16 protein-coding genes and 1 pseudogene are annotated in these 22,108 nt (G+C 59.2%); 15 read left to right on the forward strand and 2 right to left on the reverse strand.

What is annotated here, in order from left to right:
• Positions 1-32: 32 nt before the first annotated feature.
• The 11 genes from BZK31_RS11655 to BZK31_RS11705 all read left to right on the forward strand — a co-directional run bounded on the left by BZK31_RS11655 (position 33) and on the right by BZK31_RS11705 (position 11,956).
• The gene (locus tag BZK31_RS11655) at positions 33-884 is read left to right on the forward strand and encodes a transporter substrate-binding domain-containing protein (protein WP_083182801.1); all 852 of its coding nucleotides are present in this window, start codon (positions 33-35) and stop codon (positions 882-884) included.
• Positions 881-2,305: an FAD-binding oxidoreductase gene (locus BZK31_RS11660; RefSeq protein ID WP_083182802.1), complete on the forward strand. Its 1,425-nt coding sequence runs from the start codon at positions 881-883 to the stop codon at positions 2,303-2,305. Before BZK31_RS11655 ends, BZK31_RS11660 begins: the two co-directional genes overlap by 4 nt.
• A complete protein-coding gene (locus BZK31_RS11665; RefSeq protein ID WP_083182803.1) occupies positions 2,302-3,513 on the forward strand; it encodes an aminotransferase class I/II-fold pyridoxal phosphate-dependent enzyme in 1,212 nt (403 codons plus the stop codon). Before BZK31_RS11660 ends, BZK31_RS11665 begins: the two co-directional genes overlap by 4 nt.
• Positions 3,510-4,244, forward strand: a complete 735-nt coding sequence (locus BZK31_RS11670) for an amino acid ABC transporter permease (RefSeq protein ID WP_083182804.1) — start codon at positions 3,510-3,512, stop codon at positions 4,242-4,244. The genes BZK31_RS11665 and BZK31_RS11670 overlap by 4 nt, the downstream gene beginning before the upstream one ends.
• Complete coding sequence (locus BZK31_RS11675; protein ID WP_083182805.1) at positions 4,234-5,022, forward strand: amino acid ABC transporter permease; 789 nt, start codon at positions 4,234-4,236, stop codon at positions 5,020-5,022. Before BZK31_RS11670 ends, BZK31_RS11675 begins: the two co-directional genes overlap by 11 nt.
• The gene (locus BZK31_RS11680; protein WP_083182806.1) at positions 5,009-5,845 is read left to right on the forward strand and encodes an amino acid ABC transporter ATP-binding protein; all 837 of its coding nucleotides are present in this window, start codon (positions 5,009-5,011) and stop codon (positions 5,843-5,845) included. Before BZK31_RS11675 ends, BZK31_RS11680 begins: the two co-directional genes overlap by 14 nt.
• A gap of 15 nt (positions 5,846-5,860) precedes the next feature.
• Positions 5,861-6,457 carry a cysteine dioxygenase family protein gene (locus BZK31_RS11685; protein ID WP_083182807.1) on the forward strand — a complete coding sequence of 199 codons (597 nt, stop codon included), beginning with the start codon at positions 5,861-5,863 and terminating at the stop codon, positions 6,455-6,457.
• 113 nt (positions 6,458-6,570) lie between these two features.
• The gene (metC, locus tag BZK31_RS11690) at positions 6,571-9,309 is read left to right on the forward strand and encodes a cystathionine beta-lyase (protein WP_083182808.1); all 2,739 of its coding nucleotides are present in this window, start codon (positions 6,571-6,573) and stop codon (positions 9,307-9,309) included.
• Between the two features lie 224 nt (positions 9,310-9,533).
• The gene (locus BZK31_RS11695; RefSeq protein ID WP_083182809.1) at positions 9,534-9,887 is read left to right on the forward strand and encodes a hypothetical protein; all 354 of its coding nucleotides are present in this window, start codon (positions 9,534-9,536) and stop codon (positions 9,885-9,887) included.
• Between the two features lie 472 nt (positions 9,888-10,359).
• A complete protein-coding gene (locus BZK31_RS11700) occupies positions 10,360-10,677 on the forward strand; it encodes a helix-turn-helix domain-containing protein (protein WP_083182810.1) in 318 nt (105 codons plus the stop codon).
• On the forward strand, positions 10,670-11,956 hold the full coding sequence (locus BZK31_RS11705; RefSeq protein ID WP_083182811.1) for a type II toxin-antitoxin system HipA family toxin: 1,287 nt from the start codon (positions 10,670-10,672) through the stop codon (positions 11,954-11,956). The genes BZK31_RS11700 and BZK31_RS11705 overlap by 8 nt, the downstream gene beginning before the upstream one ends.
• A 641-nt stretch (positions 11,957-12,597) precedes the next feature.
• On the opposite strand, the pseudogene BZK31_RS11710 reads toward BZK31_RS11705, so the two are convergent.
• Positions 12,598-13,539: pseudogene (locus BZK31_RS11710) on the reverse strand (tyrosine-type recombinase/integrase); the annotation flags it as partial.
• Between the two features lie 149 nt (positions 13,540-13,688).
• On the reverse strand, positions 13,689-14,603 hold the full coding sequence (locus BZK31_RS11715; RefSeq protein WP_083182812.1) for a LysR family transcriptional regulator: 915 nt from the start codon (positions 14,601-14,603) through the stop codon (positions 13,689-13,691).
• A 317-nt stretch (positions 14,604-14,920) separates the two neighbouring features.
• On the opposite strand from BZK31_RS11715, the gene BZK31_RS11720 reads away from it, so the two are divergent.
• The 4 genes from BZK31_RS11720 (at position 14,921) to BZK31_RS11735 (ending at position 22,089) form a co-directional block, all read left to right on the forward strand.
• The gene (locus BZK31_RS11720; protein WP_083182813.1) at positions 14,921-15,943 is read left to right on the forward strand and encodes a zinc-dependent alcohol dehydrogenase family protein; all 1,023 of its coding nucleotides are present in this window, start codon (positions 14,921-14,923) and stop codon (positions 15,941-15,943) included.
• 678 nt (positions 15,944-16,621) lie between these two features.
• Entirely contained in the window at positions 16,622-18,160 is a 1,539-nt protein-coding gene (locus tag BZK31_RS11725; protein ID WP_083182815.1) for a hypothetical protein, read from the forward strand.
• Positions 18,161-18,253: 93 nt separating this feature from the next.
• A complete protein-coding gene (locus BZK31_RS11730) occupies positions 18,254-19,654 on the forward strand; it encodes an aminotransferase-like domain-containing protein (RefSeq protein WP_083182817.1) in 1,401 nt (466 codons plus the stop codon).
• A gap of 179 nt (positions 19,655-19,833) precedes the next feature.
• Positions 19,834-22,089: an ATP-dependent DNA helicase gene (locus BZK31_RS11735; protein WP_244182668.1), complete on the forward strand. Its 2,256-nt coding sequence runs from the start codon at positions 19,834-19,836 to the stop codon at positions 22,087-22,089.
• Positions 22,090-22,108 lie beyond the last annotated feature (19 nt).

Below are 22,108 nucleotides of genomic sequence, written 5' to 3' on the forward strand. Positions count from 1 at the left end.
TATCCAGACGACATCGCTCAAGGACGCCGTGCATGAAACCACTTTTTTCCGCTAAAACCCTGACCGCGTTGTGCCTGGCCGGATGTACCACGCTGGCCGCCAACATGGCTCAGGCCGACGCCACGCTGGACAGGATCGAGCAGCGCCACGCCGTCAGCGTCGGGGTGATTCTCAGCGGTCCGCCGTTCGGCACTATCGACCCGAAAACCGGCGAGCACCAGGGTTACAACGTCGAACTGGCCAAGGGCATCGGTCAGGCACTCGGCGTCGAAGCCAAAACCGTTTCAGTGCTGGCGCCCAACCGCGTGCAGTTCCTGCAGCAGGGCAAGGTCGACATTCTGATCGCCAACATGCAGTTCACCGAGGAACGTGCCGAGATTCTCGATTACGTGCCCACACCGTATGAAGAAGTCGGTGGCGCAGCGTTGATTCGTAAAGGCGCGGGCATCACTCAGTGGGCTGATTTGAAGGGCAAACCGGTGTGTGTGTCTCAGGGCAGCAACTTCATCAAGCCGTTGCAGGAAACCTATGGTGCCGAGATCAAGGCGTTTCGCAGTCAGTCGGAGTCGCTGCTGTCCCTGCGAGGCAATGGTTGCGTGGCGGCGGTGCATGTCAGCCCGACCATGCACACGTTGTTAAGCGATGCCGAATGGTCCGGCTATGAGATTCCGCTGCCTGGGGATTTGATACCGTCGAACTCGGTGATCTGGATTCGCAAGGGCGAGCACGACACCCAGGCCAGGCTGGATGCCATCGTTCGCGACTGGCACCGTAGTGGCTGGTTGATCGCCCTGGGCGAGCGCACCGGCATGGCGCCGTCCCAGACCTTGCGTGATCTGCACGAACAATACCGTAGCGCCGCGCCATTGGCGGCTCAGCCATGAGCCAAGGGTTGTTCGCCACATTGCAGACGTTGCTCGGCGCCGGTCATGTGCAAAGCAGCGAAGAGGCCGCCCCGTATCTGACTGACAGACATGGCCGTTACGTCGGTCAGGTGATTGCCGCCGTGCACCCGGCCACTACCGAAGAAGTCGCGGCGGTGGTTCGCGTCTGCGTGGCCAATGACACGCCGATCGTGGTGCAGGGCGGCAACACCGGTTTGATGGGCGGCGCAACCCCCGATGCCAGTGGCCGCGCCGTGCTGGTGCTGCTTGATCGCCTGAACCGGGTGCGTTGCGTGGACACCGATAACGACACCCTGACCGTCGAGGCCGGCTGCATTCTGCACACTGTGCAGGCTGTGGCGCGTGATGCCGGACGCCTGTTCCCTCTGAGTCTGGGTGCCGAAGGCAGTTGCACGATTGGCGGTAACCTCGGCACCAACGCCGGAGGCACGGCGGTGCTGCGTTATGGCAATGCCCGTGAGCTGAGCCTGGGTTTGGAAGTGGTCACCGCTCAGGGTGACATCTGGAATGGTCTGCGCGGGTTGCGCAAGGACAATACCGGCTACGACCTGCGCGACCTGTTTATCGGCAGCGAAGGCACCCTCGGCATCATCACTGCCGCAACCCTCAAACTGTTCCCGCTGCCCAAGGCTCAGGCCACTGCGCTGTTGGCCTTTGATTCTCTAGCCCAGGCCGTTAAATTTCTGTCCCATGCCCGAGCCGGTTTCGGCGCAAGCCTCACCGCGTTCGAATTGCTCAGCGCCGATTGCCTGGCGTTGCTGCGCGAGCAATTTCCTCACGGGCCCCAGCCTTTTCCCGGCGCTTCACAACCGTGGTTCGCGCTGCTGGAGCTCTCTGACAACCACAGCGAACATCACGCTCGCGAAACCTTCGAAGCGGTGCTCGGCTCGGCTTTCGAGCTAGAGCTTCTGGCCGATGCGCTGATCGCCCAAAGCCTGCCCCAGAGCGAAGCACTGTGGCAATTGCGGGAAAATATGAGCGAGGCGCAGAAGCGCGCCGGGCGCAACATGAAGTACGACATCTCGGTGCCCATCTCCCAGATTGTGGCGTTCGTCGCGCATACCGATGCGCTGCTGCAAACGCACTTCCCGGGCGTGCGTCATTTCACCTTCGGCCATTTGGGCGATGGCAACCTGCATTACAACGTCGCCCATTCGCTGGATTCCACCGTCGAGGCGCACATGGCCAACTACGCGGCACTCAGCCTGCTGGTTCATGACAGCGCGCACGCTCACGGCGGATCCATCAGCGCCGAACACGGCGTCGGTCAGCGCAAGGTCGGGCTGTTGCAACGCTACAAAAGCCCGGTAGAGCTCGATCTGATGCGGCGTATCAAGCATGCCCTGGACCCGAATAATCTGCTCAATCCGGGCAAAGTCGTGGAGGTACCCAATCCATGAGTCTTCTTCTGTCCAGACGTGTGCAGAGGGTGTCGCTCTCCGCCAACGCCGCCGCCAGATCCCACGCCACAGCGTTGCGAGAAGCCGGTCTCGACATTCTCGACCTGACAACGGGTGAACCGGATTTCGACACTCCGGAACACATTAAACGAGCGGCTTGCGCTGCCATCTCCGCCGGTGCGACCAAGTACACGCCAACGCACGGTGTGAAGGCATTACGGCGTGCAATACAGCGCAAGCTTCAGCGCGAGAATCGGCTGGATTATCCGCTCGACGCCATCGTGATCGCCAATGGCGCCAAGCAGATCATATTCAACGCCTTCGCTGCGACGCTGAACCATGGGGACGAAGTATTGGTGCCGACCCCATATTGGCCCTCGTTTCCAGACAGCGTGCGCTTCAACGACGGCGAGCCGGTGTTCATCGAATGCGGGTTGGCTCAAGGCTGCAAGCTCACGCCCGGGCAGTTGGAGCAATACATCGGCGAGCGTACCCGTTGGCTGATTCTTAACGGGCCCGGCAACCCGAGTGGCGCCGTCTACAGCACTGCAGAACTGCAGGCGCTGGCCGAGGTTCTGCGTCGGCATCCGCGGGTGTTGATTCTGCTGGATGAGCTTTACGAACATATTCGCTTTGACGGCCAACCACCGCAGAGTCTGCTCAATGTCGCGCCGGATTTGCAGCCGCGCTGCCTGCTGGTAGGCGGGGTGTCCAAGACTTACGCCATGACCGGTTGGCGCATAGGCTTCGGCGCCGGGCCGCAGGCGCTCACCCGCGCGATGGCAGTGGTGCAATCGCAATCGACTTCCGGTGCATCCTCGGTGGGGCAGGCCGCCGCGTTGGCAGCGTTCGACGGCGGACTGGATTTTCTGCCGGCTCAGGTCTCGGCCTATCGGCAGCGTCGGGATTTGCTTGTTAGCGCGTTGCGTGCTGTACATGGTCTCGACGTACTGGAACCTCAGGGCGGTTTCTTCGTTTTTGTGCGCTGCGATGGTTTAGTGGGCAATTATCGTCCGGACGGTGAGCGCCTGCAAACCGATGCCGATGTCGTCGCCTACTTGCTGGAGAACGGCGTGGCCGGTGTTGCCGGCAGCGCCTACGGCCTGTCCCCGTGGTTTCGCCTGTCCATTGCCACCGCAACCGACAGCGTTGTCGAAGCCGGACGCCGTATCGCCCATGCCTGTAGCCAGTTGCGGGGCCAAGCATGAGTCATCTATTGGAGCTGTTCATCCACGGGACCGCCGGGTTGGGTCTCAACTACAACTTCTTGCTGGACGCCTACCAGCGCGGCAGTCTGGTGCAAGGTGCGCTGACCACCTTGCTGCTGTGTCTGTTCACCATCGTGGGCAGTTTGCTGGCAGGGGTCGGGTTGGCGGCGATGTTGACCTCGAACAAAGCGTGGCTGGCCAAACCGGCCCGTGTGTTTATCGAAGTCACCCGCAACACGCCGACGCTGGTGCAACTGTATTGCGCATTCCTGGTGCTGAACATGCTGCTGACCCAGGCCGTCGGCACGGCCAACCCGCTGACGCCGTTTGCCTGGGTGGTGATCGTGATTTCGCTGCACAAGGGCGCATTTCACGCTGAAGCACTGCGTGCTGGCATTGAAGCGGTGCCGTCGGTGACGCTGGAGGCGGCCAGTTCCCTGGCGTTCAGCAGTCGCCAGTTGCTCTGGAACGTGCAACTGCCCTTGGGGTTGCGCTTTGCTTTGCCGTCGCTGATCAACAACCTGATCGATCTGGTGAAAATGACCGCCGTGGCCTCGGCAATTGCTGTGGGCGACATCACTTACGCGGCAATCATGATCTGGACCCAGAGCGATAATGTGCTGGAGCTGATGATGCTGATTCTGAGCTTTTTTGGTCTGCTGAGTTTTATCGTCAATTGTGCGGGGCGCCTGCTTGAAGCGCGCCTGAGGATGCCTGGCTATGGCCATTGAATCGTCGATCAATGCGCCACTGGCCTGGCCGCGCCGACATGTTGGCAAGTTGTTGCTCCTGGCTGGCGCTGCGCTCTATGTACTGTGTTTCGCCCCACAAAGTCCGGTATTCAATGCCTTGCTGCAATGGTCACCGGCCCTCGCCGCCGGTTTTGGCCAGAACATTTTGATCAGCCTGGTGGCGATCGGTCTGGGGTCGTTGCTGGGGTTGCTGGTGGGCGCATTGGCGGTGTCGCCGCTGCGACTTCTGCGCGTGCCGGCGCAGGTCTGGGTGCAGATTTTCCGCAATGCGCCATGGCTGGTGCTGATCTACTTCACCACCTACGTGTTTCCGTTCGAGATCAAGCTGGGCAACACCTACGTCGCGTTCCCGGACTGGGTGAAAGTGACCCTCGGCCTGGCGTTGCCTGCGAGCGCCAATGTGGCGGAAATCTTCCGTGGCGCCATCGGCTCGATCCCCGGCACCCAATGGGAAGCCGCGCGCTCCCTGGCCTTCACTCGTGGGCAGATTTTCCGCTCGATCATCCTGCCGCAGTGCTTCAAACGGATGTTGCCGCCATGGATGAACCTCTACGCGGTGATCACCATGGGCACTGCGCTGGCCTCGCTGGTTGGCGTGCATGACGTGATCGACACCGCGCAGATTGCCAGCAACACCGTAAACATGACGGGCTTCACGGTGGTGATTTACCTGAGCCTGCTGGTGCTGTTCTTTGCCTACTGCTACCCGATTTCCCGACTGACCCAATACCTGGAGCGACGTTATGCCTTCTATTGAAACCGTCGCCGAGCCCTTGGTCAGCCTGCGCGATGTGCACCTTTCGTTTGGATCCAGCACAGTGCTCAACGGCATCGACCTGGATGTTTACCGCGGTCAGGCGGTGTCGATCATCGGCCCGTCCGGCTCCGGCAAATCGACCATCCTTCGCTGCATCACCGGTCTTTTGCAGCCTCAACGCGGCAGCATCCGCATTGGCAGCACGCACGTGGATTCCTTGCTCAGGGAAGCGCAGCGCATTGAATTGCGCAAACGAGTGGGATTTGTGTTCCAGCAATACAATTTGTTCCCGCATCTGTCAGTGCTGGAAAACCTGGTGATCGCGCCATGCAAAGTATTGGGACGCAGCCGAACCGATGCTGAGCAGGACGCCCGAACGCTGCTGGCCAAAGTGCGTATGGAGCACAAGGCTGACGCTTACCCGGGGCAATTGTCCGGCGGGCAGCAGCAGCGCGTGGCGATTGCCCGTGCCCTGGCCATGCGCCCGGAACTGATTCTGTTCGATGAAGTGACTTCCGCCCTCGATCCGGAAACCGTCGGCGAGGTGCTGACAGTGATTCGCGAACTGACCGAAGAGGGCATGACCTGCGTGCTGGTTACCCACGAAATGCGCTTTGCCGAAGAAATCAGCGACATCGTCTATTTCACCGAAAACGGCGTGATCGTCGAGCACGGCAGCGCCGCGCAGATTTTTCAACACCCGGGCAGCGAGCGGACCCAAGCATTCTTGCGTCATGCCTTGGGCGATCCGGCGCGCCGCCCGATCAACGCGAATGATCCTTACCTGTTGACCAACCTGAGCCGCTACAGCCTGTCCGTGTGACCGAGGAAGCAATTCATGAGTACCGATAACCGTGCCGTCGTCATTGAGGATTTCCTGAGGAAAATCCGCGTTATCAATCAACGCGGCGTTGACCGCGCCGCACTGGCTGAAATCGTTGCCTTGCTCGAAAGCCTGGCCGAGCGACGCGATCTGTTCAATTTCGACGCGTTCCCCGCGCCCGTGCCGGGGCAGGGCAGTACCGCCTTCCGCTATCGGCTCAATGACGACGGCGACACGCCGACGCTTTACCTGAACTCGTTGCTGCCGGGTAAAAGCACGCTGCCGCACAACCACGAAACCTGGGCAATCATCAGCGCTGTGGAAGGCCAGGAAATCAACTACGTCTATGGTCGCAACGACGAAGGTCGCGAGCCGGGATTCACCACCTTGCACCTGGAAAAGGAAGTGGTTGTGCAGCCTGGGACTTCGATCTCGTTCCTTGGCGAGGATCTACACGGCATTCGTGTCGAGGGCGAGTCTGCGACCCTGCATTTTCATCTCTACGGTTTGCCCCTGGAATCCCTGAACGGCCGTTACGGTGTCGACGAAGAGGGGCGAATTCTCAATTACAACGCCTCGCAAATGGCCCCTTCAATCAAGGCCTATGCCTGATCGATCGCACACACTGAACGTTATCCATGCAGGTGAGCGGGAACAGGCGAGGCATGCCAATGAGCGCTCCCCTGCCTTTCAACACATTTTTTTACTTTTCATGCGGGACTTCCATGAGCCAGAACGTAGCGCCAGGGCAACTGCAACAGTGGCTGTTCGATGGGCAGGAGATTGCACTGTTTGACGTGCGTGAGCACGGTCAATACGGCGAAGCGCATCTGTTTTTCGGGGTGAACCTGCCGTATAGCCGTCTGGAGCTGGAGGCCCGGCGTCTGGCGCCTAATTTGCGTGTGCGCATGGTGATCTATGACCAGGATGGCGCCGGGGTTGCGGCGCGTGCCGCTCAACGTTTACAGGTGTTGGGCTATGGGGGCGTGCATATTCTGGAGGGCGGTGCCGATGGCTGGCGGGCGGCCGGTTTTCAATTGTTTGCCGGCGTGCACGTGCCGTCCAAGGCGTTTGGCGAGCGGGTTGAGGCGCTCAGCCATACGCCGCATGTCACTGCTGGCGAGCTGGCAGCGTGGCAAGCCCGGGGTGAACCGTTGGTGGTGCTCGATGGTCGGCCGTTCGATGAATACCGCAAGATGACCATTCCCGGCTCGGTGTGCTGTCCGAACGGCGAACTGGGCTATCGCGTGCACGATCTGGTGCCGGACGCCAGCACGCCGATTGTGGTCAATTGCGCCGGTCGAACGCGCAGCATCATTGGTGCGCAGACCCTGATCGATCTGGGTGTAAAGAACCCGGTCTACGCGCTTGAAAACGGCACGCAGGGCTGGTATCTGGAAGATTTGCAGCTCGAGCATGGCAGCACTCGGCGTTATGTCGATGAGGTGTCGTCCGGGGCTTTGCCGGCTCAGCGGTTGGCCGCCGGGCAACTGGCGGACAAGGCTGGCGTGAAAACGGTCGCGGCGGCGCAAGTGACGCAGTGGGCGCGGGAGGCTGATCGCAGCCTGTTTCTGTGCGACGTACGCACCGCCGAAGAGTTTGCCGCTGGCAGTCTGCCGGGCGCGCAACACACGCCGGGCGGGCAGTTGGTTCAAGCGACGGATCTCTACATAGGTGTGCGTCAGGCCCGATTGGTGTTGATGGACAGCGATGGGGTGCGCGCGCCGATCGTGGCCAGTTGGCTGCGGCAGTCGGGGCATGAGGCGTATGTGCTTGAAGGCGGCACGGATAGCGCACTGGCGTTGCCGGTGCCCGACGCAGTCAGTGTTGAAGCGCTCCCGTCGATCACGGCGCAGGCGCTGGCCGATGCGCTTAAAGACGACGCCGTCGTGCTGATCGATCTGCGTCCGAGCATGACTTACCGCAAAGGGCACATCGCCGGTGCGCGCTGGTCTATCCGCTCACTGCTGGCGGCTCAGGTGGCAGGGGAATCGCGGCCATTGGTCCTGCTGGCGGATGATCCACGGTTGGCAGCATTCGCAGCGCTGGAATTGCCCGAGCATCAGCGCAAACAGACCCGGTTGCTGGACCGTGGCGGGGGCGCGGCAGGTCTCGCGCTGCAGGGAGGCGGTGGCACACTGCCGGATGAGCAGTGCATCGATTTCCTGTTTTTCACCCACGACCGTCACTCCGGCAACAAAGACGCAGCGCGGCAGTACCTGGCCTGGGAGATCGGTTTACTGGCACAACTGAGCGAAGATGAGATCGCCACATTCAAGCCGCTGAGCACTCAGAATGACCGCGTTCGCACCCGGCTGATCCACTGCGCTCGTCCTGAAAAAGGCAGCGGTGCACGCGGCGTCAACGTTGCGGTTACGCGGTTGAGCACGGTTCTGTTCGACAACCTCGCGCAGATGCAGGATGCCCGTGCCCGGCGTGACCACGAGCGTGTACTGAGCTATGGCGCACGTGGTAATCCGACGGCGTTCGCCCTGGAGGATCTGGTGACCGAACTCGAAGGTGGCTACCGCACGCGCCTGTTCGGCACCGGCCTGGCGGCGGTGGCGCAAACCTTTCTGGCCTACCTGCGCCCCGGCGATCATGTGCTGATCACCGACGCGGTGTACTTGCCTGTGCGACGCCTCGCCCGTGAGTTTCTTCAGTCGTTCGGCATTGAAGTCAGCTACTTCGCGCCGGACGGCAGCGACCTGTCAGCGCTGCTGCAAGCCAACACCAAAATGGTCTATACCGAAGTGCCCGGCTCACTGCTTTATGAGCTCTGTGACCTGCCGGCTATCGCCGCCCTGTGCAAGTCGCGAGGCATTTTGCTGGCGGTGGACAATTCTTGGGGTTCCGGCTACTTGTACCGGCCGCTGACCTTGGGCGCGGATATCTCGATCATGGCGCTGACCAAATACCTGAGCGGCCATAGCGATGTAGTCATGGGCAGCGTTTGTACTCATCAGGATGTCTGGTCACCGCTGGCGGCCATGGGTGACAGCTTCGGCAACGTCGTCAGTCCCGACGACGCCTACCTCGTGCTACGCGGCGCCCGAACCCTGGCCACCCGCCTGGATGCACACCAACGCCATGCGCTGGAAATCGCCTGTTGGCTCCAGACTCAACGTCAGGTGAAACGAGTGTTCCATCCCGCATTGGTGGATCATCCCGGTCACACGCTTTGGCAACGTGACTTCAAAGGCAGCAACGGGCTGCTCTCGTTCGAACTGCGTGACATGGACGCGGGTAACCTGGCGCGCTTCATCGATGCGCTTGAGGTGTTCGGCCTGGGCGCATCCTGGGGCGGGTATGAAAGCTTGATCACCGTTGCGGATCTCAAAGACCGCAAAAGCCCGACGGATCGCTCATTGAATCCGGTGCTGCGCTTGCACATCGGTCTGGAGGACGTCGCTGCGTTGATCGAAGACTTGCAGCGCGGTTTCAGGGCTTTGGCGCTGGGCTGAAGGGGAGGCGTGAGTGCTCAGCATGTGAGTGGGTGAGCACGTTTTTCGCGTCCGCTGGAGATTTTTTTGGGTGCTTAAAACATGCATGCAAAGAACTACAACCGGTTCCTGAGTCCATGACAGGCGCGTGCAAAGATCTGCAGTGTGTACTGGCTGATCAGTCACGAGAGGCGACAGCGTTGAAGTGCTTAAATTACACAATGGCTGAGTGGCGAAGAAATAGAATGAGCGACATTGAAATACTGTCGTTGTCTCCAGATGGTCGCTATCAAGTCCAGGCGATCCCGTGGGAAGCAGGCAACACGCACTGGCTGTTCCCGCCGCAAATCATTGATACCCAAAACGGGAACATGGTGTTCGGCTTCGAGGATCTTCGATGGTCAGCAGACTTCGGCACGTGGCTGAGTCCGACCCGTGTCGAACTCAAACTGCGAAAACACCCCGGCCTCCGGGCACCTCTGGGGCTCACGGTGATTATTGAATGTGCGCTGCGCACCGCCGAACTCGGCGATGGCACTCAAATCGAGTTAGCCTGTCTGGAAAGCACTCTTGAGGGCATGATCGAACTGCTTGGCTGAACTCAGCAAGGACTTGATGATGAATTGGAGAGCTCTTGAGCAGGCGCTGTTCGACGCCGCCCGACATATTTTTCGCTCGTGGGGACTCCGTTGTCCACGTCGTCGTCAATCACTTCTGTGAAAAGCTGCTGCTGACCACGCCTACAGACTGTCAGGATCCCCAAAAACATTTTGACATGGCTCTGGGACGGCGGTTTCAGGTCCAGAAATTTTTAGCTTGCCCCCATTTTGGCCCCCAACGCTCACCGGGCTCTGGCGGAAGTCAAGCGCTCATCCGAAATACGGTTCTGAGCAGGCCCCAATAGTTCTCCCTGACCCTTGGCTTTATGGTAGATAAGTCCAGTAAATTGTGGCTAAAGCTAGAAATTAAGCGATAAGGCACAGATTTAGGGAATTAAGTCGCTTGATAGGGCTATACGTTAATTCTATAATTTTGGGAACTAACTGGCACAGAATGGGCTAGGTACACACTATGTTGGATTTAAGCTTCAGCAAGCCGAGCGAAGTCGTCAAGCGCCTCTGCGATCGCTTGCGCACGGAGCGCTTGGCGCTGGACATGACACAAGCCGATTTGGCCGGGCGTGCCGGCATCGGCACAAACACAGTGTCCAATCTTGAAGCCGGGCGCAACGTCGGATTCGAGAACGTCGTTCGGGTAGCGATGGCTCTTGGCCGAACCAAGGAACTTGAAGGCTTGTTCCTGCCAAAGCTGGACACCATCGAGGATATTCGGCGCTACGAAAACAGCGCCAATCGTCTCCGTACAAAAAGGAAGTCCGGTAATGCTTGAGCAGGTGAACGTCTTCTACGAGGGCTGGGGTGAGCGATGGCAATGGGGGACACTGGTCTCCACGACCGCCTTGACCGGTCGCCCGCTGATCGTGTTCGAGTACAGCAATGAAGCCAGGCAAAGGGGCTTGGAACTGTCCTCCTACACGCTCCCGTTGGTGGGGGCTCAGTTGCGCCAAGATTTTCCAGACCACCAACTGTACTTGCCAGGGCCTGTTTACGACTCCTTGCCCGATGGGTGGGGCATGTTACTGATGGACCGTATGTTCAGGCGCCGCGGGCTCACCACGGCGCGCATCGGCTCACTGGAACGGCTAGCCTACGTCGGCAGCAATGCAATGGGGGCCATAACGTTTGAGCCTGTGGCACCAGAAGGGAAGGAGTCTGAAGTCCATATCCCGCTGGAGCAGCTTGCCGCCGAAGTGCAGGAAGTGCTCCATGGAGACGGTGGCGAGTTCCTGCATACGTTGCTGCTGGTGGGCGGCTCGCCTCAAGGTGCAAGGCCTAAGGCCCTCGTCTATCGCGATCCCGAAACTGGCCGGTTTACCACTGCCGTCACGGCGGGCTTTGAAGCATGGTTGATTAAGTTCCCGGCCAAAGAAGAACATGCCGAGGTGTGCGCTATCGAAATGGTCTACGCCGAATGCCTGCGCATGTGCGGTATCGAGACCCCTGACACGCAGTACTTCAGTTTGCCTAATGGCTTAGCGGCGTTTGCTAGTAAGCGATTTGACCGTCGGGATGGACTGCGCGTACCCATGCAAAGCCTAGCGGCCTTTACGGGGGCAAATTACCGGTCTCCGGGGGTGTTGGACTACGTCAACTTCTTGCGGGCAACACAGATGTGTACCAACGACGTGCGAGAGATGGCGGTGGCCTTCGAACGTGCCGTCTTCAATGTTGCGTTCAACAACAGAGACGATCATCCCAAGAACTTTGCCTACATCATGTCGCAAGACGGTCAGTGGAGACTGTCGCCGGCTTACGACGTGACCTTCTGCGAGGGGCCAAGTGGATATCACCAAATGGATGTGATGGGGGAAGCCCTGTCGATTTCTCGCACGCAAATGCTTCGGCTTGCCGAGGAAGCCGAGGTGCCCCCGGACGTTGCCGGCAGAATGATTGACGGCATTTGCGATGTGGCGAGCCGGTTTGCAAGCATCGCCGAGAACCTATACGCACAGGTTATTACTCGAGACACCTTGCGCACGATCCAAGGCCGCATCGATCAGAACGTAGCTCGGTTACACAGCGGTCATGCGGGCAGCGGTCGCCGCTGAAGATCGGGAGGAGCGGGCGACTCTCATAATCAATGCTGCCGTGTGCCTCAAGCACGTAGGGCTTTGGCCGCCGAAGACGTGGGTGTTGCCGGATGACCAAGGCTTGGTATTGATTTGAGCCTTAAACTCACCTGATTGAGTTGGGATATCGCCTTGGTACACACGGTGAGCGTCGCGGCTACCGTTGACGCTTCACTCCTTGGCAAACACCAGCTCTGATCCGAAGTCACGAATGTTGGATCGGAAGCGAACCTCAAACACGCCTTTGCGACATATTATGTTCCTGCATCGTTGGGTAGCCATGCGAGGGTAGGTATCCCAATGTGCCAATCAGCGGCGCTGACCATTTGTCCAAAATAATACAATTCTGTACTGACTTGTTGCCCTTATCTGTGCGCATTGGCATTATTTGGCCATCACTCGATGCCGGCGCAGGGATGGCCGCGACACGCTACCTATTTCTGTGCGCTTAATTTGGCGCCAGCCTAGTGCTCATCTATCCCTGCATACCCCCCAATGTCTAACCTTTTGCGGTTCAATAAATGAGTTTCGTTCGAAAGCTCTTGGCTTTCATTGTCCAACTATTCAGTCGGAAGGATGAGCCTGATAGCGATGTATTGCCGAAAATTGATCCTGAGAAAATCCACCACGCGGGTTTTATGTAGCTCGCGCAACAGAACCAAGGCTTGCTCAGGCAACGGAACGATGTGCTTGCCCTTATCCAGATGCTTAGTCTTGCTCACCACATAACGCCAATCGGCGCCCACCAAGTCGACATCTTCCCAGCGCATCTGCACCAGTTCGCCTGGACGGACCGGCAACATAATCAGCAGGCGCATCGCGAAGGCAACGCTGCCGTCGTTGCAGTCGTCCAGACGCAGAAGAAATCTGCCGAGGTCGGCTGGCCTTTCGATGGCCGGGTTGCTGGTGACGACATGGCGGATCTTCAATTCCTCAATGTTACTGAGCGCTACGTTGCGTTCAACCCAGCCGCGCCCCTCAGCAAACCCCAGGACTGCCAGGATGATGGTGCGTACGCGCCGGGCCATCGCCATTGTGCGCTGGCGGCGTAGCTCGGTAATGATCGTGGTGATGTGCTCCAGCTTGATCTCGGTGACCGGCTTTTTACCAATGGCAGGCAAAACGTGGTTGTTCAGCGCTCCGCTAAACCCTGAGATGGATTTAGTCACCAGTCCGGCAGACTTGAATGCCAATCGTTGCTTGGCGACATACTCGAAGGTGCGCATCTCGTTGAGGAGTTGTGCCTCGATTTTGGCGGTTTTGACCTTGAGCGGAGCGGTGTGATTAGCCATGTCGCGGCGTGCGCCGCGGGCAATGTCGCGCGCTTCTTTCAGGCCGATTTCGGGGTAAGCGCCGATTGAGAAGCGGTTTTCCTTGCCATGCAGCCGATACTTCAGGCGCCAGAACTTGGAAAGGGACTTGTCCACTTTGCTCGACGCCCTTACCTCCAAGTAGAGGCCAGGAACTTCGCCGTCGGCGTGTTTACCTGGTTCGGTCAGCGAGCGGATAAAGACATCGCTGAGTTTTCGTTTGAAAACGCCTGCATTATTTGGGGCATCGATGGGGCATCCTTTATTAAGGAACCGGAATTTGCCCCCAATTATGCCCCCATGAGTCGTGGAATCCATTGAATTAAGACAGGCGGCAACGAACTGAAATAATCAATAACTTGTTGTTATGAGAAGGTTTTATGGAATTTAATGGAACTCCATTACAGGCTATCGGGGTCCCCAAAAAACATCTGTATCCGCGACCTCAACCACCGCTCCCCCGGATCATTGTCCTGCGCGCCGCGCCAGGCCATGTGCAGTTCGAACGTACGGGTTTCAATCGGCAGTTCTTCAGCGCGCACGCCGCCCGCTGCAGTCAGGACCTGTGCGGCGTAGTCCGGCACGGTGGCGATGATGTCGGTGCCGGTCAGCAGGGTGGCTAGGCCGTTGAATTGTGGGACGGCGAGCACTACGTGGCGCTTGCGGTCGATCTGTTCCAGGTGTTCGTCAATGAAGCCGCTCAGGTCGCCGGCAAACGAGACCAGCGCGTGTGGACGGGCGCAGAAGTCGTCCAGGCTCAGGCGGCCGGGGACCGAGTCGGCGCGCAGCAACTGGGGCCTGCTTCTGCGCAGCACCTTGCGTTTGGCGTTGGCGGGCAGGTCTTGGGTGTAGCTGACGCCGACCGAGATTTCGCCGGAGGCCAGCAGGGGCGGCATCAGAATGTAATTGACCCGCCTGATGACCAGCACGATGCCCGGTGCCTCGGAGCGCAGGCGTTTGAGCAGGGTGGGCAGCAGGGCGAATTCGACGTCGTCGGACAGGCCGATGCGAAACACTGAGGTGCTGGTGGCCGGGTCGAATTCAGAAGCACGGCTGACGGCGGTGGAGATGGAGTCCAGCGCCGGGGAAAGCAGGCCAAAGATCTCCGTGGCGCGCGCAGTGGGTTCCATGCTGCGCCCGGTGCGCACGAACAGCGGATCGTCGAACAACCCACGCAGGCGTGACAATGCCGCGCTGATCGCCGGTTGCCCCAGAAACAGTTTCTCCGCGGCACGCGTGACGCTTCGCTCATGCATCAGGGTTTCAAAGACAATGAGCAGATTGAGGTCTACGCGACGCAGGTCGTTGCGATTCATACCGGGGGTCTCGGGCCATGTGTCGATGGAAAGCGGGCAGGGTGGGATAGTACGAGCAAATGCCGATTTCACGAATCAAAAATTTACAGAAAGATCATTGACCTGGGTTAAATGCCCATACGGGTTGCAATGTCTGGTGGACATGCGAACAATGGCCGCCGGTCTTCGCATCGGCGCACAGGTCTTGTGTGGCAAGCCGTGCAGCTTGCGAGGGACAATCGATGGCAGGCATGTCGACTATTAATAGCCACTGATAGTGTTACCGGCAATGCCCGGATAAAGTTTGTGGCATCAAGGTTTACGAGGCGAGGTTCTCAATGTCCCGCATGATCCGTTTTAACCAGTTTGGCCCGGCCGAGGTGCTCAAGATCGAAGAGCATCCCGTCGCGCTGCCTGCGCCCGGTGAGGTGCAAGTGCGCGTCCAGGCGATCGGCGTCAGCTGGTATGACGTTCTCTGGCGACAAAATCTGGCTTCCACCCATGCTCGCCTGCCGGCTGGTCTGGGTTACGAAATGGCGGGCGTGGTGACTGCGCTGGGCGAAGGTATCGATGACCTGAACGTGGGCGACAACGTTGCCAGCTTTCCGGCAGCCGACGCCAACGAGCATCCGGTGTATGGCGAATCCATCGTGCTGCCACGCAAGGCGCTGGTCCGTTATCCCGATGTGCTGACACCGGTTCAGGCGAGCGTGCACTACACGCCGTATCTGGTGGCGTACTTTGCCTACGTCGATCTGGCACGCGTCAAGCCTGGCCAGTCGGTGTTGGTTACCGACGCCAGCCATTGCTCCGGGCCGTCGTTCGTGCAATTGGGCAAGGCGCTGGGCGTGCGTGTCATCGCGGCCACCAAGACCGCCGATGCACGTGATTACCTGCTGTCGCTGGGCGCCGACAAGGTTGTGGTGACCGAAGAGCAGGACCTGCTCATGGCGATCAACAAGTACACCGACAACCGTGGTGTCGACGCTGTGTTCGATGGCCTGGGTGGTCCGCAGATGTCACTGATGGGTGATGTGCTGGCTCCGCGTGGCAGCCTGGTGCTGTATGGCCTGCAAGGTGGCAACCAGACGCCGTTTCCGGCCTGTGCGGCATTTCAGAAGAACATCCAGTTCTACGTGCATTGTCTGGGTAACTTCACCGGCAAGCCTGAACTGGGCATCACTCAGGATCAGGAAGCACTGCAACGGGCGTTGCGCGACATCAACCAGCTCACCGCCGATCGCGTGCTGGCGCCGTTGCAGACCCGAAGCTTTGCATTCGAGCACGTGGTGCAGGCGCATCGCTACATGGACACGTGCCCTATCGGTGGCCGGGCGGTTCTTGAAATCGAATCGGTCTGACCGATTTTCCTATCGGTACGCTGGTGCTCCCCATTAAGCCTTCCACTGTGGAAGGCTTTTTTGTTGCAGGTCAAAAAAGGCTGTCTGGAAATGGTTTCTGCGTTCAGGATACGCCTGAGCGAGTGAACATTCTGCGGACGTTTTGATCAGACCCGTCTGAGGCATTTCTCATCTTAATCATCGCCAACTAACGCGGTGCAGAGTGCATCAATCTGAACGGAATCAATGCGGCAGGATTTATTTGCAGTGTACTAAAGCTGTTCGGGTACTTCTGGTGAATAATTCTGTTTAATCCGGCTTTCAGAAAGGCCGCTTCGCAACTAATTTTTCCTACGTCCCAATGCGCCCTTAAAAGTACGGTTGTGACCCGGTGTAGCAGGAAAGCGCCGTGCTGCAAGGGTGCTGGCGCACAGGCACAGGTTTGATGATGCTATGCGGCTGGCGTAACAAGGTATTAATCAATAAACACTGTGTTTAAAGAGGTCGGAAGTATGGCGTGGCTGCACGTATTTTCAAACGTCATCTGTGCCTTGTAATTGTTTTAAGGATACTGATAATAGTTGGGTAATTATTACTCAGGGAATGAGTCATGGTCGATTATAGATTCGGTCGTCAGCCCGCTGTTAAATGCCGTGCCAGTACGGTGTTGTGCCGGGGTGAGCGGGCAGGGAGCATACAATGAGCGCCATCCATGAACAGGCAATGAACTATGTGTATCAACAGGTGCTGCAACGCCTGTTGAGTTACTTCTCGCGGGCCGAGCGCACGGCGCTGCAGTTGCTGATACAGCGACTGATCGTGGCGGCGGGGGGCATCGAGCGGATTTCCAGCTTCAAGGTGCTGGTGGCGTTTGGCGGCGGCAAGGACAGTGCCTACACCCTGGCGTTCGTGCGGGCGGCGCAACTGAGTATCGCCTGTCGGGCCCCCGGCACCTTCAACCTGCGAGTGGCCAGCCGACGGCATGCCGGTATGACGCCTGCGGTCATGGAGAACATCAACCGCAGTTATGGTGCACTGTTCCTCTACGACGATCCCCGAGTCGAGATGCTGGTGTTCGACAACAAGTACATCCAGCCCTTCGAGCCGGACCTGCCATTTTCCAGCGCCGGTCGTGAGCAGAATCGCTCCGACATGCTGTTGGCCGGTCACCTGTCGGCGGGCGATGCGCGCACCACGTTCTGCAACAGTTGCTACCTGGGGCTGGCTGACTTCATTGGGCGGGCTTCCTCCTGGGGCAAAGGCGTGGATGCGCTGGTCAGCGGAGACTCCCGCAAGGAGCAGAAACAGTACATGACCTGGCTCATGCGCCTGGCCCGGAACACCGGCCCGGACGCTCGTCAGCAGGCAGGGCAGACCACGGCGCAGAAGAGCGGGCCGTGGAACAACCAGAGTTTCAACGGCGCGCTCAGAACCCTCGACACTCTCGCTAACGCGTTTCATCAGGAGTTGTATGGCGAGGAAGAAGCGGGTGACAAGCCTGCCAAACCTTCGATTTCGCCGATAAAGTCCAGCCTGCCGGCGCTGATCGGTATCGCAGACCTTGTCAGTTGCAAGGCTGACGAGCACTGGGCATTGCTGACCGAGTTTCTGGACTTTCGCTTCGATGATCTGTCGTTCAACTTCAGCGAGTCAGACTGCGCCAACCCGTTATTGATGGCGCACATGCGCGGGCTTGGCGCGCAGTACGTACAGAATCGCAGCTATGCGGACGGAATCAGCGAGTATTTGGGGCTGGCGACATCGCTGATGCGCGCCAGGCAGATGCCGGGTCGTCTGATCGACCAGGCCCTGAGCGCCTATGCCGGGCATGAGCGCATCGAAAGCCGCCGTCAACTGGCAGCGACCTTTGCGCAGGAAGGCTATGGCCTCAACGAAACACAGCTGATCTGCATGCTGTTTTCGCCCTTTGTCGATGAGGGGCGGGGTCTGGAAGATTTTCTGCGCCGCAATCATCCTGGAATGCTGATCGCGTTGCCCGACCTGCACCGGGTGCTGTCCGGCGCGACCGCGTCGGATCAAGTGATGCACTGGCTGACCGACAACAGCGGTCTGACCATCGAAGGCTTGCGCAGTCTCTATAGCAAGCACCGCGTGGACTTCGACGATGAGCGCTCGATCATCGCCAGAATACGCGCCGCCGACCCTGACAAACGCCGGATCACGACGGTCGACCCTGCAACGGGCAAGTCGGTGGTACAGATTGTGTCTGGCCGATGAGGCTGTTTGCTGGCATGCGCAAGGCCAGCGTCCGACAGTGTCGCGGCCGTGACGGCCTGGCACCTCTCTTTGGCTGATCCGGGTACACCTTCCATGAAATGCAAAACCGACTTCGCCTATCAGGCGGTGTATCGCTATCTAATGCGTCTGGTCAATGAGGCGCAGGCCGCGTCACCCCGCAGACTGCCGTCGCTGCGCCACCTGGCGCAACGTCTTCAGGTATCGATCTCCACCGTGCAAAGTGCCTATTCCCTGCTGGAGAAAGAAGGGCGAGTATGTTCGGTGCCCAAGTCGGGCTATTACTCGATGCCTGACACCCACTGCGATGACGACATCGCGGGCGGGGATGACAGTCAATTGCTCGAAGTATTCTGCCGCAGCCGTCTTCGTCCAGGAATGTGCTGGCTGGGAAGCGATGAGCCGGCGGTTTTGCCGGGGCAGGAAAGCGCCGTGTTGGCGATGGAGCGAGTGCTGGCGCGGCTTTATCCGCTTCCAGGCAATGGCGGCTTTCAGCCGCTGGGCGATCCCGAACTGCGGGCAGCGTTGTCCGCTCGCTATACCCGGGATGCCGAGCATGGCTGGTTTGCCGACGACGTGTGCATCGGTCCCGATCTTGCGGCGATGCTCGACTCGGTGATCGAAACCCTGTGCCTGCGTGCTAAGACTGTGCTGGTGGAGTCCCCCTGTCCATGGTCGCTGCTGCAACGGTTTCAGGCGTTCGATATCAGGATCGTCGAAGTGCCGCTGGACGAAACGGGTGGCATCGATATGCAACTTCTGGATCGAGCGTTAACCGGGCAACGCGTCAGCCTGGCACTGTTGTCGTCGGCGTTGAACCCGATTCGAGGCAGCGCCAGGCCTTTGAGCAACACGCGCTTGGTTGCCGAGCGGCTGAATCGGCAGGGCATCTGGGTACTGGAAAACGACAGTCACGGCGACCTGCTGTTTGATTGCGCGCCTGTCCGGCTGCGCGATCTGGTCGATCCCGAGCGTCTTATCACCATGGGGTCATTCGCACCAGTCCTCGGACCGAATGCGCCTTACGGCTACCTGCTGTGCAAGGCCGCCCGGTCTCAATGGCAGCATCATTTTCTATTGCGGGCGTTCGAATTGTCGCCGTTGCGCCAAAAGGCGATTGCCAGGCTGTACGCCAGCGGACGCCTGAGCGCGCATTTGACTCACACCGTTACTGGGCTCGTCGAGCGAATGCAGCAGGTGAGCGAGGCACTTGACCGTCATCTGGGACAGACATTGCGCTATGAAAGAGCAGCTGGGGGCAGCGGAATCTGGGCTGAGAGCGTTAACCCGGTGAATATGCGTCGCGTATTCGATCTTCTGCGGCGAAAGCGCATTGTGATCTCTCCCGGAGAACTGTTCAGCACCCAGGGCTGGCACCGGCAATTCCTGCGTATCAGTTGCACCCTCGATCGAGGCCTGGATATCGACCGAATGCTGATCGCGTTGCGAGAAACACTTGAAGAAGTAACGGGCTGACAACGAACACTCAAGCGTCCGTCGATCCATTTGTATTTGCCATACCCGGCAATAGGCTGTTATCTGTACGCCTGTCCAGTATTCGTAACCAACGGCTCTCTCCCGCAGTGACCCCGATATCTCCCGCGACACCTGCGTTATCGCCCACGTCTGAAAGCCCGTTACCTGCCCGTTATACGGTGGCGGTGCGTGCGCTGTGCGAGTTCACGGCCAAGGTCGGCGATCTCGACCTGCGTTTCACTCCGTCGCCGACCGCTCAGGAGGGTATCGCGGGTCATCGCACCGTGGCATCCCGTCGCGGTGCTGATTATCAGGCCGAGCTGGCGTTGAGTGGTGACTACCACGAACTGACGGTCAGGGGCAGGGCGGACGGCTATGACGCGGTTCGTAACCAACTGGAAGAAGTGAAGACTTATCGCGGCGAGCTGGACGCCCTGCCTGCCAACCATCGGCAATTGCACTGGGCGCAGGTGAAGGTTTATGGCTGGCTGCTCTGCCGCCAGCTTGATCTGCAAGACGTCACGCTGGCGCTGGTGTACTTCAACATTGTCAGCGAGCAGGAAACCTTGATTCACGAACGCTTCAGTGCTGAGGCATTGCAGCTTTTTTTCGAGCAGCAATGCGCGGTGTTTCTCAGCTGGGCGCGCCAGGAACTGAGCCACACCCAGACGCTGCATCAGTCGCTGACCATGCTGGCGTTTCCTCATGCAGCCTTTCGCACCGGGCAGCGGATGCTGGCGGAGTCAGTCTACAAGGCCGTAAGCACCGGGCGTTGTCTGATGGCCCAGGCGCCGACCGGTATTGGCAAGACCGTCGGCACCCTGTTTCCATTGCTCAAGGCGCTGCCTGTGCAGAAACTCGACAAGGTCTTTTTTCTTACCGCCAAGACACCCGGTCGCAGACTTGCGCTCAACGCCTTGCAGGTCATCGGCGCCAGCGCGCCGACTCTAGCGTTGCGGGTTTTGGAGCTGGTGGCACGCGACAAGGCCTGCGAGCATCTCGACAAAGCCTGCAATGGCGATTCCTGTCCCTTGGCCAAAGGCTTTTATGACCGTCTGCCCCAAGCCCGTTCGGCTGCACTCACCACGCCCTGGCTGGATCAGGCTGGCGTGCGGAAGGTCGCTCTGCAGCATCAAGTCTGCCCTTATTACCTGAGTCAAGAGCTGGCGCGCTGGGCTGACGTGGTGGTCGCCGACTACAACTATTACTTCGATTTGAGCGCGTTGCTGTTCGGTCTCGCCCAGTTGAACCAGTGGCGCGTGGCGACGCTGGTCGATGAGGCGCACAACATGGTCGAGCGTGCGCGGCAGATGTACAGCGCCAGCCTCGACCAGAACACCGTAAAGACGCTGGTCCAGACGGTACCGGAGCCGGTGAAAAAAGCTCTTCAGCGGCTGAATCGGCAATGGAGCGCACTGCACAAGGAGCAGGCGGGCGTCTATCAGGCTTACCTTCGTTTGCCGGACAAGTTTCTGAAAAGCCTCAACCTCTGCGTGTCGGCCATTGGCGATCATTTCAACGAGCACCCGCATGCTATCGATGTGGCGTTGCAGAGCTTCTATCTGGAAGCCATCGGGTTCGTCCGGATCGCCGAGCTGTTCGACGAGCACTTTCTGTTCGATGTTGCCAAGCGTGAGGCGGGTCGCAAAGGCAGTCTGTCGCGTCTGAGCCTGCGAAACGTGGTTCCGGCGCGCTTCATTCAGCCGCGGCTCACGGCGGCACGCAGTACCGTGCTGTTTTCCGCCACGCTCACCCCGGGCCATTACTACCGTGATCTGCTCGGTCTTGCGGACAACACGGTGTGGATCGACGTGGAATCACCGTTTCACCACGAACAGCTGGAGGTGCATATTGTGAGCCGCATCTCCACCCGCTACACCCATCGTCAGGCCTCGCTGGCGCCGATCGTCGAGTTGATGGCCAGGCAGTTTCAGGCGCGGCCGGGCAATTACCTGGCGTTTTTCAGTAGCTTCGATTATCTGCAACAGGTCGCCGAACTCATGGCGCTCACCCATCCGCACATCACGCTTTGGCAACAGGCACGGGGTATGGACGAGAGCGAGCGGCAGGTGTTCCTCGATCGCTTTACGCCAGACAGTCAAGGCATCGGTTTTGCCGTGCTGGGCGGTGCCTTTGGAGAAGGCATCGATCTGCCCGGCGCACGCCTGATCGGAGCGTTCATCGCCACGCTGGGGTTGCCTCAACTTAATCCGGTCAATGAACAGTTCAAGCAGCGCATGGCGGCATTGTTCGGCGCTGGCTACGATTACACCTACCTGTACCCCGGCGTGCAGAAGGTCATACAGGCAGCCGGGCGGGTCATTCGCAGTCAGAGTGATCGCGGTGTGGTGATGCTGATCGACGATCGATTCGCCGACCGCAAAGTGAGTCAGCTCTTTCCAGCCTGGTGGCGTCCCGCCGAGTCAATGACTTAAGGATCGATATTCAAGCAGC

The organism is Pseudomonas floridensis, from assembly GCF_002087235.1.
In the GTDB taxonomy this organism is placed as follows: domain Bacteria; phylum Pseudomonadota; class Gammaproteobacteria; order Pseudomonadales; family Pseudomonadaceae; genus Aquipseudomonas; species Aquipseudomonas floridensis.